The sequence below is a fragment of the Kitasatospora sp. NPDC051164 genome (assembly GCF_044455625.1).
GTDB lineage: Bacteria > Actinomycetota > Actinomycetes > Streptomycetales > Streptomycetaceae > Kitasatospora.
This window is the reverse complement of the sequence record NZ_JBITFB010000003.1, coordinates 249,077-264,443: the sequence shown is the minus strand read 5'-3', so window position 1 is coordinate 264,443 and position 15,367 is coordinate 249,077. Positions and strand designations below refer to the sequence as shown.

Below are 15,367 nucleotides of genomic sequence, written 5' to 3'. Positions count from 1 at the left end.
TGGCAAGTCTAGGGGCCGCCCGAGCGCCCTCTAATGCAGCGGCTGGAGCAGCCAGCTCGCGCCGAGGGCGAGGCAGGCGAGGGCGGTGAGCAGGAAGACGGTGACCCAGGCGAGGGCCGGGACGTGGGTGAGCCGGGCGAGCTGGTCGGCGTCGGAGTCGCGGGCCCAGCCGACGCGGCGCTGGTGCTGGAGCTCCAGGACGGGACGGACGGCGCCGAAGAGCAGGAACCAGCAGCCGAGGTAGGCGAAGCCGGCCTGGACCTCGGCGCTGCCGAACCAGGAGACCAGGAAGAAGGCGCCGCCGGCGACCAGGACGGTGAAGAGGCCGAAGGCGTTGCGGATGCGCAGGAGCAGGGCGAGCAGCAGGGCGATCGCCAGCCAGAGCAGCAGGGTGATCCGGTCGGCGGCGAGCAGGGCGGCGCAGCCGAGCCCGAGCAGGGCGGGGGCGGTGTAGCCGGCGGCGGCGGTGAGGATCATCCCCGGGCCGGTGGGGCGGCCGTAGGAGAGGGTCAGGCCGGAGGTGTCGGAGTGCAGCCGGATGCCGGCGAGCTTGCGGCGGGTGGCGAGCGCGATCAGGCCGTGGCCGCCCTCGTGGGCGATGGTGACGGCGTTGCGGGTGACGTGCCAGAGCGGGCGGGCGAGGACGGCGAGCAGGGCGGCGGCGCCGGTGGCCAGGACCAGCCAGCCGGGCGGGGCGGGCTGGCTGCCGGTGACGTGGTCCCACAGGGCGCTCAGGGTCTGGTCGTCGGTGCTCATGTGATCTTCCCCGCCTCCGTTCGCTGCGTTGGGCCGTTCGGGGCAGCCTCCCATGCGGGGACGGGCGGGCGGGAGCGGGCGGTTCTGGTCCGGGGATGAAGAGGTGGTGAGAACCGGCGGCATGGCAAGCTGGCCCGCATGTGCGGTCGGTTCGCAGCCAGCAGCAAGCCCGAGGCCATCGTCGAGCTGTTCGACGTCGAGCAGTGGGACCCCGAGGAGACCCTGGACCCGAACTGGAACGTCGCGCCGACCGACAGCGCGTTCGTGGTCCTGGAGCGGACGGGCCGGGAGCGGCCGCGGGCGGTGCGGCAGCTGCGGGTGCTGCGCTGGGGGCTGGTGCCGCAGTGGTCGAGCACCGCGGAGACGGCGGTGAAGATGATCAACGCCCGGTCGGACACGGTGCACGAGAAGTCCTCCTACCGGCAGGCCTTCGCCGCGCGCCGGTGCATCCTGCCGGTGGACGGCTACTACGAGTGGCAGACGGTGCCGGGCGAGCGGGGCAAGGCGCGCAAGAAGCCGTACTTCGTCTCCCGGGCGGACGGCACCCCGCTGGCGCTCGCCGGGCTGTACGAGTTCTGGCGCGACCGGGCCGTACCGCCCGGGCACCCGGAGGCCTGGCTGGTGACGTTCACGATCGTCACCACGGACGCCGAGGAGACGCTCGCGCCGATCCACGAGCGGATGCCGCTGTTCCTCGACCCGCAGGACTGGGACGAGTGGCTGGATCCGCGGCTGACCGACCCGGACGGGCTGCGCCGGCTGCTGATACCCCCGCCGCCCGGCGCGCTGCTGGCCACCCCGGTGTCGCCGGCGGTCGGCAGCATCCGCAACAACGGCCCGGAGCTCAAGGAGCCGTGGACCGAGGTCGAGTACGAGACCACCCTGTTCTGAGCTGTTCCTGGCAGTCCTACAACCTGTCCTGCAACCTGTCCTGAACCTGTGCTGAAGCGCGTTGGGAGCAAGCGGAGATGACCACCGAACCCGTCCCCACCGAACCCGTCCCCACCGAGGCCGGGGAGGCCCGGATCACCTACCACCGGGCGGCCGCGCCGAAGGCCGTCCTGGCGCTGGGCCACGGCGCGGGCGGCGGGATCGGGGCCCGGGACCTGGTGGCGCTGGCCGGGAAGCTGCCGGAGCGCGGGATCACCGTGGCGCTGGTCGAGCAGCCCTGGCGGGTGGCGGGCAAGAAGCTGGGCCCGGCGCCGAAGACGCTGGACCTCGGCTGGCGGCCGGTCGCCGAGCGGCTGGCCGGGCAGGGGCTGCCGCTGGTGGTGGGCGGGCGCAGCGCCGGGGCGCGGGTGGCCTGCCGGACGGGGGTGGCCACCGGGGCGGTGGGGGTGGTGGCGCTGGCGTTCCCGCTGCACCCGCCGGGCAGGCCGGAGAAGAGCCGGGCGGAGGAACTGCTGGAGTCGGGGCTGCCGACGCTGGTGGTGCAGAGCGTGGCGGATCCGTTCGGCGGGCCGGAGGAGTTCCCGGAGCTGTCGGCCGGGCACGAGCTGGTGGCGGTGCCGTACGGCAGCCACGGCTTCGAGGTGCCCAAGCGGGCGCCGGTGGGGCAGGACGAGGTGCTGGACCTGATCTGCGCGGCGGTGGGGGACTGGGTGCTGGCCCTGGTGGCCCGCGGGTGAGGGCGTGGCCGCGGCGACCGCTGTGAGCAGGGAGTTTCCGGTCGCTCACCCTTGGAATGAGGTCCGCGGGTGAGGCGGGAATGCGGGCGGGGCCGGTGTGGTTGACACCGTCGTCAGCACGATCACCGGTGAGAGGCAGGGCAGATGGGTTCGATCGCGTGCCCCGAACGGCCTGAGGAGCGCGAGGCCACCACGGCGTTCGTCCCCTCCTGGTCGGAGTGGATTGACGCGGGCGAGAAGCCCGTCAGCCCGATATCCTCCATTTCTGGGCGGCCCGCTGTGGGCCGTGGCCGTCATGCCGAGGAGGTGGGTCCGGTCGTCGGGACCGAGCACGAGGCCGAGCCGGGCGGTGGCCCGGAGGAGGTCCGGCCTGCGGGCGAGGCGCTCACCGGTGAAGAGCTGGCCGAGGCGATCGGTGAGGACACCTACCGGGTGTCGGCGGAGGAGAGCGAGCAGGCCCGGCGGGAGCGCTTCGAGCGCGACGCCCTGGGCTACCTGGATCCGATGTACTCGGCGGCGCTGCGCATGACGCGCAACCCGGCCGACGCGGAGGACCTGCTCCAGGAGGCGTTCGCCAAGGCGTACGCGTCCTTCCACCAGTTCCGCGAGGGCACGAACCTCAAGGCCTGGCTGTACCGCATCCTCACCAACACGTTCATCAACTCGTACCGCAAGAAGCAGCGGGAGCCCCAGCGCACCGCGGCGGAGGAGATCGAGGACTGGCAGCTGGCCAGGGCCGAGTCGCACATGTCGACCGGTCTGCGCTCGGCGGAGACCCAGGCGCTCGACCACCTCCCCGACAGCGATGTGAAGGACGCGCTCCAGGCCATCCCGGAGGAATTCCGGATCGCCGTCTATCTCGCGGACGTAGAAGGCTTTGCGTACAAGGAGATCGCGGACATCATGGGTACTCCCATCGGTACGGTGATGTCCCGACTGCACCGCGGCCGCCGTCAGCTGCGCGGCATGCTGGAGGATTACGCCCGTGAGCGCGGGCTGGTCCCGGCCGGCAGCGGGGCAGGGCAGGAAGCGAAGGGCTCGGGCTCATGAGCTGCGGCGATCCGCACGACACCGAGTGTGGCGAGGTCCTCGACCACCTCTATGAATTCCTCGACAACGAGATGGCCGAGGGCGACTGCGCCAAGTTGCGCGTGCACTTCGAGGAGTGCTCGCCCTGCCTGAAGCAGTACGGGCTGGAACAGGCGATCAAGGCGCTGATCAAGCGCTCCTGCGGGTGCGACGACACCCCGGCCGACCTGCGCAGCAAGGTGCTCGCCAGGATCGACTCGATCCGGGCCGGGCAGCGCTCGGGCGAGCCGGTGGTGGTCGCGGCGGAGAGCGCCGTCGAGGTGCACGTCGAGTCCGCCCGGCCGGCGCCCAGGCCGACGCCGAAGGCGGCGCAGGGCGGGGCCGGCGACGAGCCGGCCGGGCGCCCCGGCGCGCCCGTCGAGGCGGGCGCCCCGGCGGAGTGACCGGCCGTCACGCCGTCCGGGCGGTCACCGGCCGAGCGCGGTAGTCAGCGAGTTCGGTCATCAGGGAGTTCAGCGGCCCCGGGAGCGTGCGCTCCCGGGGCCGCTCCCGTTCTGCTCGCATGCGCCGTCACTCGTACGGGTGAGTTGGCGGTGCGCCAACTGCGCCATTGCGCGATCATGCGTCCCCGCGCCCGGACAGCGGCCTATCCTCCTGACGGACGCTCACCGTCGGTTCGCCCGGCGCGCTGAGGCAACACGGGCCCGGACGGCGGGGAGGCCGAGATCGCTACCGACAGTGGAGGCGCGACCCTGCCGCCGGGTGCGGCGCGCTACCTGGTGGCCGTCCCGGTGGCGGCACTGTGCTGCCTGGTGCCGCTGCTGCCCGCCGGGGCCACCCCGGGGGTGCCGCGCTGGCTCGGCGAACCGGTGGACTGGCCCAAGGTCGGCCTGCTGGCCTTCCTGCACGGCTGCTGGGAGTCACTGGCCCAGGGCCTGCCGACGCCATGCCTGGTGCTGGTGCGCCGACTGCTGCGCCGCCCGGCACCGCCCGGGCGGGTGCCCGCCCGGCCGGGGGCGAACGCCTTCTTCCCGGTGCTGTTCGCCGGGGTCCTGATGCTCCCTCCGGCTGCCGCCGCCCTGGTCGCCGCCCCGGCCGCGCTGCTCGGCGGCCCGAGCGGGCCCGGCTGCCGAGGGCGGCAGCTGTTCAACGGCTCCCAGCTCGCGCTGTGCGCCTTCACCTCCTCGGTCGTGTTCCACCTGCTGTGCGGCCCGCAGCTGCTGCTGGGCTCCCGCTTCCCGGCCGCGCTGCTGCCCGGCTTCGCCGCCGTCGCCGCGTTCTGCCTGGTCAACGGCGTGGTGGTGGGCGTGATGGTGATGCTCAGCGAGGGCCGCGGGGCCGGGGTGCTGCTGCGCGGGGCCTGCTCGGTGTGCGGACTGCCGGTGCTGGTGCACGCGGCCGGCGGGCTGATGGTCGCCGTGCTGTGGCAGGGCCCGTACGGCGCGTTCGCGGCGCTGCTGGCGCTGCTGCCGCTGTCCATCTCCGCCTGGGTGTTCGCCCAGGGCCAGCGTGAGCAGGACGCCCACCAGGCCACCGTGCAGTCGCTGGTGCAGGCCGTGGAGATCAAGGACGCGTACACCCGCGGGCACAGCGAACGGGTCGGCCGGGCCTCGGTGCTGATCGCCACTCAGCTCGGCATGGAGGCCGAGCGGCTGCGCACCCTGCGCTTCTCGGGGATCCTGCACGACGTCGGCAAGCTCGGGGTGGCCACCGAGCTGCTGCGCAGAAACGGTCCCCTCAGCGAGGCGGAGCGCCGGGCCGTGGAGATCCACCCGGTGTACGGGTACGAGCTGGTGCGCGGGATCGACTTCCTCGGCGAGGCGCACGCCGGGATCCTGCACCACCACGAGCGGATGGACGGCCGCGGCTACCCGAGCGGGCTGGCCGGCGAGCAGATCCCCGAGTTCGCCCGGATCATCTCGGTCGCCGACGCCTTCGACTCGATGACCTCCACCCGCTCCTACCGGCGCGGCCGCCCGGTCGCCGAGGCGGTGGCCGAGCTGGAACGCTGCTCGGGCAGCCAGTTCGACCCGGTGATGGTGCGGGCGCTGATCGACGCGCTGGCCGTGCACGACTGGCAGCCCGTGGTGCACTCCGAGGACTGCGTGCGGGCCGTCCCGGACATCCCGCTCGGGGTGCCCGAACCCGTTCGGGCGGCTCCCTCCCGGGTGCCGTCCCAGGGCGGCGTCCCCGCGGCCGGGCAGTCGTGACGGCGCCCGGGCGCGCGGTCCTCGGCCGCAGGGCCCGCGGCCGGACGCTCCCCGGCCGGACGGCGTGCGGGCCCACCGCCCGCGCCGTGCACGTGGCCGCCGCCGCGCTGCTGGCGCTCGCGCTGGGCGCGGTCGCGGTGCGCGGGGTCGCGGAGCCCAGGGTCGCGCTGGCGTTCATCGCGCTGATCGCGCTCGGCGAATGCGTCCGCATCACCCTTCCGGGGGATCGCGAACAGGCGCCCATCGGCGCGGCCGGCGCGCTGGCCTACGCGCTGCTCGGGCCGCTGCGCGGAGTGCCGACCGCGCACGGGACGCTCCAGGTGGTCGCGGCGACCGGCGTCGGCCTGCTGCTGGCCTGGCTGCCCGGGCTCGCCCTGCCGCACCACCCCGACCGCCCGTACCGCCGCCCGCCCTGGGCCGACCCGGCCCGTCGCGACAGCGCCGCCCGTCGGCTGCTCGCCGTCGGCTTCGCGGCCGCCGTCTTCCAGCCGTTGTACAACGGCGGCCTGGTCGACCGCTTCTCGCCCGAGGGCCCGGCGTACGGGGCGTTCCTGACGGCCGTCGCCGCGCTGGCCGCGCTGTGCGACGCGACCCTGGCGGCCCTCCTGCGCCGTTCGGGGGGCGGACTGCGGTTCCCGGCGGCACTGGAGGACGAGCTGCGCTCGCTGTTCGGCATCGGCTCGGCGATCGTCGCCACCGGCATGCTGGTCAGCCTCGCGGCCGGTGAGGTCGGACTCTGGGCGCTGCCGCTGTTCTGCACCCCGCTGCTGCTCGCCCAGGTGTCCTTCCGGCGCGCCGCGGCGGTGCGGGCCACCACCGGGCAGACCATCGCCAGCCTCGCCCGGGCCACCGAGGTGGCCGGCTACACCCCGCACGGGCACGCGCGCCGGGTCGCGGACACGGCGTGCGCCCTCGGGCGCGAGCTGGGCCTGGGCACCCGCGAGCTCGCCCTGTTGGAGTACGCCGCGCTGATGCACGACGTCGGCCAGCTCTCCCTGGTCGAACCGGTGCCGGACGGTGCCACCGCGGTGCTGCCCTGCGCCGAGCAGCAGCGGATCGCCCGGCTGGGCAGCGAGGTGATCAGCCGCACCGGGGTGCCCCGGCAGGTCGCCGAGCAGGTCGCCCGGCTGGCCGACCCCTGCGCCGGGCCGGCCGGCGGCGAGGGCCCGGTGCCGCTCGCGGCCCGGATCATCCGGGTCGCCAACGCCCACGACGACCTGCTCACCGCGGCCCGCGGCCGGGGCGTCGGCGAGGCGGTCGGGCGGCTGGAGGCGCTGGAGGTGATCCGGCTGGGCCGCGGCCGGGTCTTCGACGCCCGGGTGGTGGACGCCCTGGCCCGGGTCGGCGGACAGGCCCGCGGCTGAGGTTCGGAGCTGCAGGTCAGGGCCGGGGTTCGGGGCTGCAGTTCGGGGCTTCGGCTCGGGGCCGCAGGCCGGACGTCGGGGCCCGGGCCCGTGGCCGGGGCGGGCGGGGGAGCGGGGCCGTCGGCCCGGGGTTTTCGGTCCGCCGAACGGGGTCCGCCCCGCCAGGGGTTGAGAGGGCGCGATCGGGCGGGCAGGCTGGGGAGGGGCGGCCCCAACCTCGGCGGTGGGGAGCGCGGGCGGGGGCGAGCGTGGTTGGATGCGGTCGTAGCGTGGAACACCGACCGGGGCACCGAGCCCCGTACGCCGTCCAAGACGGTACGGGCACGGGTGGCACGGGACTTGAGCGGACGACGACGGCAGGGACGAACGTGAGGATCTTCCACCGGGCACGGCACCGGCCGTCCGCCACCTGGCGGCAGACGACCGACCGGGCCTTCACGCTGATCGGCGACGGCCGCTACGAGGACGCCGGCGCGCTGCTGGTGATGGCCGCCGACCTGGAGCCCTGGCTCTCCGACTCCTGGTTCAACCTCGCCCTCCTGCACAAGTTCCGCCGCGACTGGGAGCAGGCCCGCTCGGCCGGCCTGCGTGCCGTCGCCCTGCTGGACCGCGAACACGGCGCCCCCGACTGGTGGAACCTCGGCATCACCGCCACCGCCCTGCAGGACTGGCCGCTGGCACGCCGCGCCTGGCAGGCGTACGGGCTCAAGCTGCCGGGCGGCCCCGGCGGGCAGCCCGACGGTCCGGTCAGCCTGGACCTCGGCACCACCCCGGTGCGGCTCTCCCCGGACGGCGAGTCCGAGGTGGTCTGGGGCCGGCGCCTGGACCCGGCCCGGATCGAGGTCCTCTCCATCCCGCTGCCCTCCTCCGGCCGCCGCTGGGGCGAGGTGGTGCTGCACGACGGCGCCCCGCACGGCGAGCGGGTCACCGACGGCGTCGCCTACCCCGTGTTCGACGAGATCGAGCTGTGGGCGCCCTCCCCGGTGCCGACCTACGTGGTGCTGCTGCAGGCCGCCACGGCCGGGGACCGTGACGCTCTGGAGCGGCTCGTCGCCGACGCCGGCTACGCCGCCGAGGACTGGACCTCCTCGGTACGGCTGCTCTGCCGCGCCTGCTCGGAGAGCCGGATGGCCTCCGACGACGGGGTCGCCGCCCACCACGACCCGCACGACGACGGCGACGCCGCCCACCCCGGCCACCTCAGCCACCTCAGCCAGGGCGGCGCGGCCGGGATGTCCTGGCTGGTCGAGCGCGAGTGCGGGATCGCCGCCCCCGCCCACCTGGTGCGGGTCCTGCTGGACCGCTGGGTCACCGGCTCCCCGGGAACCCGGGCTTACCGGGATCTCGAAGAAGTCTGCTGAGTACCCTGGTGAGGTACGTGTAGACCTATGGAAGCGGAAGACATGGCGGACCAGGCCGAGCAGCACGACCACTCGCACGAGCACGAGCACGACGTGGAGGGGGCGGCGCCCGAGGCTCCCGTGAAGGTGGTCGGCGAGGAGCCCGACCTCGGCAGGGGCACCGCCCGTCCGATCACCGTCGTCGGCAACCCCGTCCTGCACCGCGAGGTCAAGGACGTCACCGCTTTCGACGACGAGCTCTCCGCGCTCATCGACGACATGTTCCAGTCCATGTACGCCGCCGAGGGCGTCGGCCTCGCCGCCAACCAGATCGGCGTGGACCTCAAGGTCTTCGTCTACGACTGCCCGGACGACGAGGGCGTGCGCCACATCGGCCACGTGATCAACCCGACGCTCGAGGAGTACCCGGCCGACCGCCGGCGCCTCCTCGACGACGGCAACGAGGGCTGCCTGTCCGTCCCCACCGCCTACGCCGAGCTGCCGCGCCCGGACTACGCCGCCGTGACCGGCGTCGACAAGGACGGCAAGCCGATCCGCGTCGAGGGCACCGGCTTCTTCGCCCGCTGCCTGCAGCACGAGACCGACCACCTGTACGGCACCCTTTACATCGACAAGCTGTCCAAGCGCGACCGCAAGGACGCCCTGAAGCAGATGGCCGAGGGCACGGCGAAGTACGCGACCGTGCCGAACGCCTGACGGCGGAGCGGCTGTCGGACTTCGACGAAGGCCGGCGCGGACCCTTCCGCGCCGGCCTTCGGCGTTCCCGGCCGACGATGTCACGTTCTCCCGCCCCGTCCGGTCCATTCCTCGGAAGTGACCGAACGGAAGGGGAACCGTCGTGAAGGCCGTCATCGTGTGCGCGTCCGTGTCCCACGGAAACACGAGGAGGATCGCCGAAGCCATGGGCCGGGTGCTGTCGGCCCCGGTGGTCGAGCCCGAACAGGTCGACGCGGCCGGGCTCTCCGGCTACGACCTGGTGGGCTTCGGCTCGGGGATCTTCACGGGGCAGTTCCACCCACGGCTGCGCGACTTCGTCCGGTCGGTTCCCGAGCGGGCTCCCGAGGGGCAGCGGCAGGGGCAGGGGCAGGGTCAGCGGGCGTTCGTGTTCGCCACCAGCGGGCTGCCGGAGCTGCCGGTCCGGCCCTTCACCCGCCCCCTGGTGCGGCAGCTCGAACGGAAGGGCTTCGAGGTGGCCGGCGCCTTCTCCTGCCGGGCCTTCGACACCTGGCTCCCCTTCAAGCTCGTCGGCGGCATCAACAAGGCGCGGCCGGACGGCGACGACCTGGCGGCGGCGCGCGCGTTCGCCGAGGGGCTGCGGGCGGACGGCCCCGGCGGCAGCGCTGGGTGAGCCGGGCTCTTCGGGCGGGTTCCGTATCGGGTGGGTATCAGCGAGCGCTCGGTCTGCCGTCGACCGGTTCCACACGGCGGGCGCGTCCGGTATCTGCCGTATCGTTCCCTTGTCCGCCGCCGAGTGAACTGGAGCCCGCCGCCCGTGTCCTCGCCCGCACCGCCCCCGCGCCCGGTCCGCGTGCTGCTGGTGGAGGACGACGACCTGATGCGCCGCTCCTTCACTGTCGCGCTGGAACGCTACGGCTACGAGATGACGGCCGCGGCCGACGGCCTCACGGGGCTGGAGCTGTTCCGGGCCGAGCAGTTCGACCTGCTCGTCCTCGACGTGATGCTGCCCGGACTCGACGGGATCGGCCTGTGCCGCCGGATCCGGGAGACCAGCCTGGTGCCGGTGCTGATGATGTCCGCGCGCGGCGACGGGCTCGACGTCGTCGCCGGACTGGAGGCCGGGGCGGACGACTACGTGGTCAAGCCCGTGGACACCTACGTGCTGGTGGCGCGCATCCGCTCGCTGCTGCGGCGGGCGACGTACACACCCGTCCCCTCGCCCGAGGCCGCTGCCGCTGCCGAGGGCGGGGGCAAGGTCCTGGTGTTCGGGGACCTGACCGTCGACACCGCCGGCATGGAGGTGTCCGTCGGCGGACTCCCGGTCGCGCTGACCCCGACCGAACTCAAGCTGCTGCTGGAGTTCGCCGCCCACCCCGGCGTGGTGCTGGAGCGGCACACGCTGCTGCGCAACGTCTGGGAGTACGGCTGGGACGGCGACAGCCGGGTGGTGGACCTGTGCGTGCAGCGGCTGCGCCGCAAGCTCGGCCGGGAGCGGATCGAGACGGTCCGCGGCTTCGGCTACAAGCTCAAGCGCTGAACGCGATGCGTACGCTCCGTCGGCGTCGGACCTCGCTGCGCTGGAAGATCGCCGCCCTCGCCGCCGCCACCGCCTGCCTGGTCGCGGCGGCGGTCGGCGTGCTGGTGCACCTGTGGACCGCCCAGGACATCCGCAGCCGGGCCGAGGCGCGGGCCTTCAACGCCGTGTACTCGGCCATGGACGTCTACCGGCGCACCGGAGCACTGGCCGACGGCGCCGAACTCGACCCGGCCGACCTGCCCGCCGGCTTGCGGCACCCGGCCGACGGGAACCGGCACACCGCGTACGACGGACGCGTCGAGGGCAACGCGGGCCCGAGCGCCTGGGCCGCCCAGCGCACCGGCGGCCCGGGCAGCCCGGTGCTGGCCGTACGGATCAACATGGGCCCGGAGCTGTCCGATCTGCCCCGGCTGGACGTGGCGATGGCGGTGGCCTCGCTGCTCGCCCTCGCCGTGGCCACGCCGGCCGCGGTGTACGGGGCCGGGCTGCTCGCCCGCAGACTCCGGCGGGTCGCCGAGACCGCGGACCGTATCTCCGCCGGGGACCTCGACGCCCGCACCGGGCCCACCAAGGGCGACGACGAAGTGGCGGACATCGCGGCGACGGTGGACGCGATGGCCGACAGCCTCGGCCGACTGCTCCGGACGGAACGGCAGTTCACGGCCGACGTGGCACACGAGCTGCGCACCCCGATCGGCGGGCTGCTCGCCGCCGCCGACCTGCTGCCGCCCGGCGAGACGGAGGACCTCATCCGGGCGCGGGTGCGCGACCTGCGCGGACTGGTCGAGGACCTGCTGGAGATCTCGCGGCTGGACGCCGGGGCGGAACAGCCCGTACGGGCCCGGGTGCCGCTGGGCGCCGTCGTCCGGGAGGCCGTGGCGCGCACCGGGTTCGAGGCCGAGGTCTGCGTGGCAGCGGTTTCCGAGGCTGACACGGCGTCGGCGGCATCCTCGCTGTCGGCGTCGGTGGAGACCGACCCCCGGCGGCTGGAACGGATCGTCGGCAACCTCGTCGTCAACGCGCACCGGCACGGGGCCGCCCCGGTGCTGGTCACGGTCGAGGGACGTACCGTCGTCGTGCGTGACCACGGCTCCGGCTTCCCCGCCGACCTGCTGCGGCACGGCCCACGCCGGTTCCGGACCGGCGCCGCCGAGCGCGGCACGGGCCACGGGCTCGGCCTGACCATCGCGGCAGGACAGGCCCGACTGCTCGGCGCGGAGCTGAGCTTCGCCAACGCCGCGGACGGCGGCGCGGTCGCCACCCTGCGACTGCCGGACTGACGCGCTGCCGCACGACCGCTTGTTACCCAACGCTTGCTGCACAACCGCGTGCTGGACAGCCGCTTGCTACCGAACTGCTGCCGACTGGCGCGGGCGCTGATACACGGCGGCCCAGGGGCCTGATACGTGCACCGGACACCCTTCGAAGTGCACCGATCCGCACCTCGAAGACGGAGTCCCTCGTGACCGCCAACTCCCTCACCCTGCACACCACACCCGGGATCGCGGCCGCCACCGCCGACCTGACGAAGGTCTACGGCAACGGCGACACCCGGGTCACGGCGCTGGACCGGGTGAGCATCGCCTTCCGGGAGGGCGAGTTCACCGCGATCATGGGCCCGTCCGGCTGCGGCAAGTCCACCCTGATGCACTGCGCCGCCGGTCTCGACACCCCCACGTCGGGCTCCGTCCGGATCGGTACGACGGAACTGGGCGGCCTGGGCGACCGGCAGCTCACCCAGCTGCGGCGGGACCGGGTCGGCTTCATCTTCCAGGCGTTCAACCTGCTGCCCACCCTGACCGCGCTGGAGAACATCACGCTCCCGCTGTCGCTCGCCGGGCGGCGGGTGGACCGGCAGTGGCTGGACCGCGTGGTGTCGATGGTCGGGCTGTCCCAGCGCCTCGGCCACCGCCCGGCCGAACTGTCCGGCGGGCAGCAGCAGCGCGTCGCGGTCGCCCGGGCGCTGGTCGCGCGGCCCGCGATCGTGTTCGGCGACGAGCCGACCGGCAACCTCGACTCCCGGGCCGGGGCCGAGGTCCTCGGCTTCCTGCGGGACTCCGTACGGGAGTTGGGCCAGACGGTGGTCATGGTGACGCACGACCCGGTGGCCGCCGGGTACGCGGACCGGGTGGTGTTCCTGGCCGACGGGCGGCTGGTCGACGAGATGGCGCACCCGACGCCGGACCGGGTGCTCGACGTCATGAAGTCCTTCGCCGGCTGAGCCGGCGCCGAGTCCGCGCCCCTTCTCCTCCCGACACCTCCGAAAGCTGCTCATGCTGACCACAGCCCTGCGCAACGTACTGGCGCACAAGGCCCGTCTGCTGATGACCGTCCTCGCGGTCTGCCTCGGCGTCGCCTTCGTCTCCGGCACCCTCGTCTTCGCGGACTCCACCGCCGCCGCCCACCGGGCCGCCGCCACCAGGAACTTCGCCGACATCGCGGTCACCGTCACCGCGAAGGAGTCCCCCGCCGCGCCCGACCAGCCGAGCGTGCTGACGGACGCGCTCGCGCGCCGCCTCGCCGACGTGCCCGGGGTCGCGGCGGTCCGGCCGTCCGCCGACGGGAGCGCCGTCCTGAACGCGGCCGACGGCACACCGCTGCGGGTCAGGCCGGGGACGAACCTCGCGGCCGCGTACGACCAGGGGCGGTACCCCCTGGTCGAGGGGCACGCCCCCGCCGCCGCCGAGGAGATCGCCGTGGACCGGGGCACCGCCGCCGCGGGCCGCCTCCACCTGGGGGACACGGTCACGCTCGCGACGGACGGCCCCGCCCTCACGGCGCGGCTGGTCGGCATCGTCACGACCCGGGACACCCGGGTCACCGCGGGCGGCACGCTCACCCTCTTCGACCGGGCCACCGCACAGCGGCTGTTCGCGACCCCCGGCCACTACACCGGCATCGACGTCTCGGCGGCCCCGGGTACCGGGCCGTACGAGCTGGCGCAGCGGATCGCCGGGATGCTCCCGGCGGACCGCGCCGAGACCACCACCGGACAGGCGCAGGCCGACCAACAGGCCCTCTACGTCGGGGTGTTGACCCGGGGCTACCAGAAGATGCCGATGGTCTTCGCGGGCGTGTCCCTGTTCATCGGCTCGTTCCTCGTGGTCAACACCTTCACCATGCTCGTCGCCCGGCGCACCCGGGAGCTCGCGCTGCTGCGGGCGGTCGGCGCCACCCGCCGCCAGGTGGTCCGCTCCCTGCTGGCCGAGGCCGTGCTGGTCGGGCTCGCCGCGTCGATGATCGGATTCATCGGCGGACTCGGCATCGCGTCCGTGCTGCCCCGGCTGCTGAGCGGCGACGGGAACCGGCTGCCGGAGGGCCCACTGGTGATCGGGCCCCGACCGGTGGCGGCGGCGCTGTTCGTAGGCGTCGGGGTGACGGTGCTGGCCGCCTGGCTGCCGTCGCGCCGGGCGGCGCGGATCGCACCGATCGAGGCGCTACGCTCCGCCGCGCAGCCCGGTGGGCGCTCGTGGCTGCGTCCGATCGCCGGGGCGGTCCTGCTGCTGCTCGGCGTCGGTCTGCTGGTCTCGCTCGCGGGCTCGGCGAAGGACGCCTCGGAGGAGAACCTGCGCCGTGCGATGCTCGGCTGCGGCGTCCTCGTCGTCGCCCTGATCGTGCTGGCGCCGGCCCTCGCCGCCCCCGTGATCCGGGTGACCGGGCGTGTGATCCGCCGGTGGGGCACCCCCGGCCTCCTGGCCCAGCAGAACGCGCTGCGCGACCCGAGGCGCACGGCGGCGACCGCCGCCACACTGCTCATCAGCACCGCGCTGGTCAGCGGGCTCGCCACCATCGGCAACTCGACCGGGCAGGCCCTGGACCGGCAGGTCGCGGACGGGCTCGGCGCCGACTACGTGATCAGCACCGGCAACACCATGACCGGCATCGACCCGGCCGCCGTGCAGCGGGTGGCCGGCGTCCCGGGAGTGCGGAGCGTCAGCGCGGTCGCGGACTCCACGGCGGTCGTGGGCGGTCGCGTCCGGGAGATCTCCGGCGTCGACCCGGCGGCCCTCGACCAGGTGATGAACCTCGACTTCGTGAGCGGCTCGACGAAGGACCTCGGGCCCGGCCGGATCGCCGTCTCCAGCAGCGTCGCCCGGGAGACCGGGGTGAGCACGGGCGGGCAGGTCGACGCGCGCATCGGGCGGAGCGAGGAGTTCGCGCACTACACCGTGGTGGGCGTCTACCGGGACAACCCCACCGCCCACGATGTGCTGGGCACCCGCGACGAGGTGCAGCGCGACAGCTACAGGCCCGGCACCGTCCAGCGGGTCCTGGTGCGCGGCGAAGGCGCGACGGAGAACGGGCTGCGGACGGCGGTGGGCAACAACCCGCTGCTCAAGGTGCAGGACCGGGCCGCGCTGGTGCGCGAGGCGGCGGGGACGATGAGCGACCTGCTGACGCTGATGTACGGGCTGCTCGCGATCGGCGTCGTGATCGCCGCGCTCGGGATCGTCAACACGCTGGCGATGTCCGTCACCGAACGGACGCGGGAGATCGGTGTCCTGCGGGCCATCGGCATGGATCGGGCCGGCGTCCGTCGGATGATCCGTCTGGAGGCCGTGACGGTCGCCGCGTTCGGCACCCTGCTCGGCCTGGCCGGCGGGCTGTTCGGCGCCTGGGCGGTCGGGGCGCTGGCGGGCGGTGCGATGGAGCAGTACGCGCTGGCGCTGCCCTGGGGGACGCTGGCCCTCGTCTGCCTGGGATCGCTCGCGCTCGGCGCGGTCGCGGCGGCCGTCCCGGCCCGGCGGGCGGCGGCCCTGAGCCCGCTGGAGGCCGTCGCGGAGGCGTGACCTGTCCGCTTGCC

General features: G+C 74.3%; 14 protein-coding genes. 13 read left to right on the top strand and 1 reads right to left on the bottom strand.

All coding sequences use genetic code 11. The annotated features are described in order from the left end of the window. Positions 1-30: 30 nt before the first annotated feature. Positions 31-756: a M50 family metallopeptidase gene (locus ACIBEC_RS06150; protein ID WP_360505649.1), complete on the bottom strand. Its 726-nt coding sequence runs from the start codon at positions 754-756 to the stop codon at positions 31-33. 138 nt (positions 757-894) lie between these two features. On the opposite strand from ACIBEC_RS06150, the gene ACIBEC_RS06145 reads away from it, so the two are divergent. From ACIBEC_RS06145 to ACIBEC_RS06085, 13 genes are all read left to right on the top strand, one after another. Beyond that, the gene (locus ACIBEC_RS06145) at positions 895-1,647 is read left to right on the top strand and encodes an SOS response-associated peptidase (RefSeq protein WP_360505652.1); all 753 of its coding nucleotides are present in this window, start codon (positions 895-897) and stop codon (positions 1,645-1,647) included. A 77-nt stretch (positions 1,648-1,724) separates the two neighbouring features. Next, a complete protein-coding gene (locus tag ACIBEC_RS06140; protein WP_360505655.1) occupies positions 1,725-2,384 on the top strand; it encodes an alpha/beta family hydrolase in 660 nt (219 codons plus the stop codon). Between the two features lie 306 nt (positions 2,385-2,690). Then, positions 2,691-3,434 carry a sigma-70 family RNA polymerase sigma factor gene (locus ACIBEC_RS06135; protein WP_396287756.1) on the top strand — a complete coding sequence of 248 codons (744 nt, stop codon included), beginning with the start codon at positions 2,691-2,693 and terminating at the stop codon, positions 3,432-3,434. Beyond that, a complete protein-coding gene (gene rsrA, locus ACIBEC_RS06130) occupies positions 3,431-3,856 on the top strand; it encodes a mycothiol system anti-sigma-R factor (protein WP_360505658.1) in 426 nt (141 codons plus the stop codon). The genes ACIBEC_RS06135 and rsrA overlap by 4 nt, the downstream gene beginning before the upstream one ends. A gap of 336 nt (positions 3,857-4,192) precedes the next feature. After that, complete coding sequence (locus ACIBEC_RS06125) at positions 4,193-5,623, top strand: HD-GYP domain-containing protein (RefSeq protein ID WP_360505661.1); 1,431 nt, start codon at positions 4,193-4,195, stop codon at positions 5,621-5,623. Between the two features lie 86 nt (positions 5,624-5,709). Further along, positions 5,710-6,987, top strand: coding sequence for an HD domain-containing protein (locus tag ACIBEC_RS06120; RefSeq protein ID WP_360505664.1), 1,278 nt, complete (start codon positions 5,710-5,712; stop codon positions 6,985-6,987). A gap of 368 nt (positions 6,988-7,355) precedes the next feature. Next, complete coding sequence (locus tag ACIBEC_RS06115; protein WP_360505667.1) at positions 7,356-8,348, top strand: hypothetical protein; 993 nt, start codon at positions 7,356-7,358, stop codon at positions 8,346-8,348. 42 nt (positions 8,349-8,390) lie between these two features. Further along, the gene (gene def, locus ACIBEC_RS06110; RefSeq protein ID WP_396287753.1) at positions 8,391-9,044 is read left to right on the top strand and encodes a peptide deformylase; all 654 of its coding nucleotides are present in this window, start codon (positions 8,391-8,393) and stop codon (positions 9,042-9,044) included. Between the two features lie 169 nt (positions 9,045-9,213). Next, positions 9,214-9,696: a flavodoxin family protein gene (locus ACIBEC_RS06105; protein ID WP_360505670.1), complete on the top strand. Its 483-nt coding sequence runs from the start codon at positions 9,214-9,216 to the stop codon at positions 9,694-9,696. 144 nt (positions 9,697-9,840) lie between these two features. After that, a complete protein-coding gene (gene cseB / locus ACIBEC_RS06100) occupies positions 9,841-10,563 on the top strand; it encodes a two-component system response regulator CseB (RefSeq protein WP_360505673.1) in 723 nt (240 codons plus the stop codon). Positions 10,564-10,568: 5 nt separating this feature from the next. Further along, a complete protein-coding gene (locus tag ACIBEC_RS06095; RefSeq protein WP_360505676.1) occupies positions 10,569-11,843 on the top strand; it encodes a HAMP domain-containing sensor histidine kinase in 1,275 nt (424 codons plus the stop codon). A gap of 203 nt (positions 11,844-12,046) precedes the next feature. Continuing rightward, entirely contained in the window at positions 12,047-12,784 is a 738-nt protein-coding gene (locus tag ACIBEC_RS06090) for an ABC transporter ATP-binding protein (RefSeq protein WP_360505769.1), read from the top strand. A 52-nt stretch (positions 12,785-12,836) separates the two neighbouring features. Beyond that, the gene (locus ACIBEC_RS06085; RefSeq protein WP_360505679.1) at positions 12,837-15,353 is read left to right on the top strand and encodes an FtsX-like permease family protein; all 2,517 of its coding nucleotides are present in this window, start codon (positions 12,837-12,839) and stop codon (positions 15,351-15,353) included. Positions 15,354-15,367: the final 14 nt, after the last annotated feature.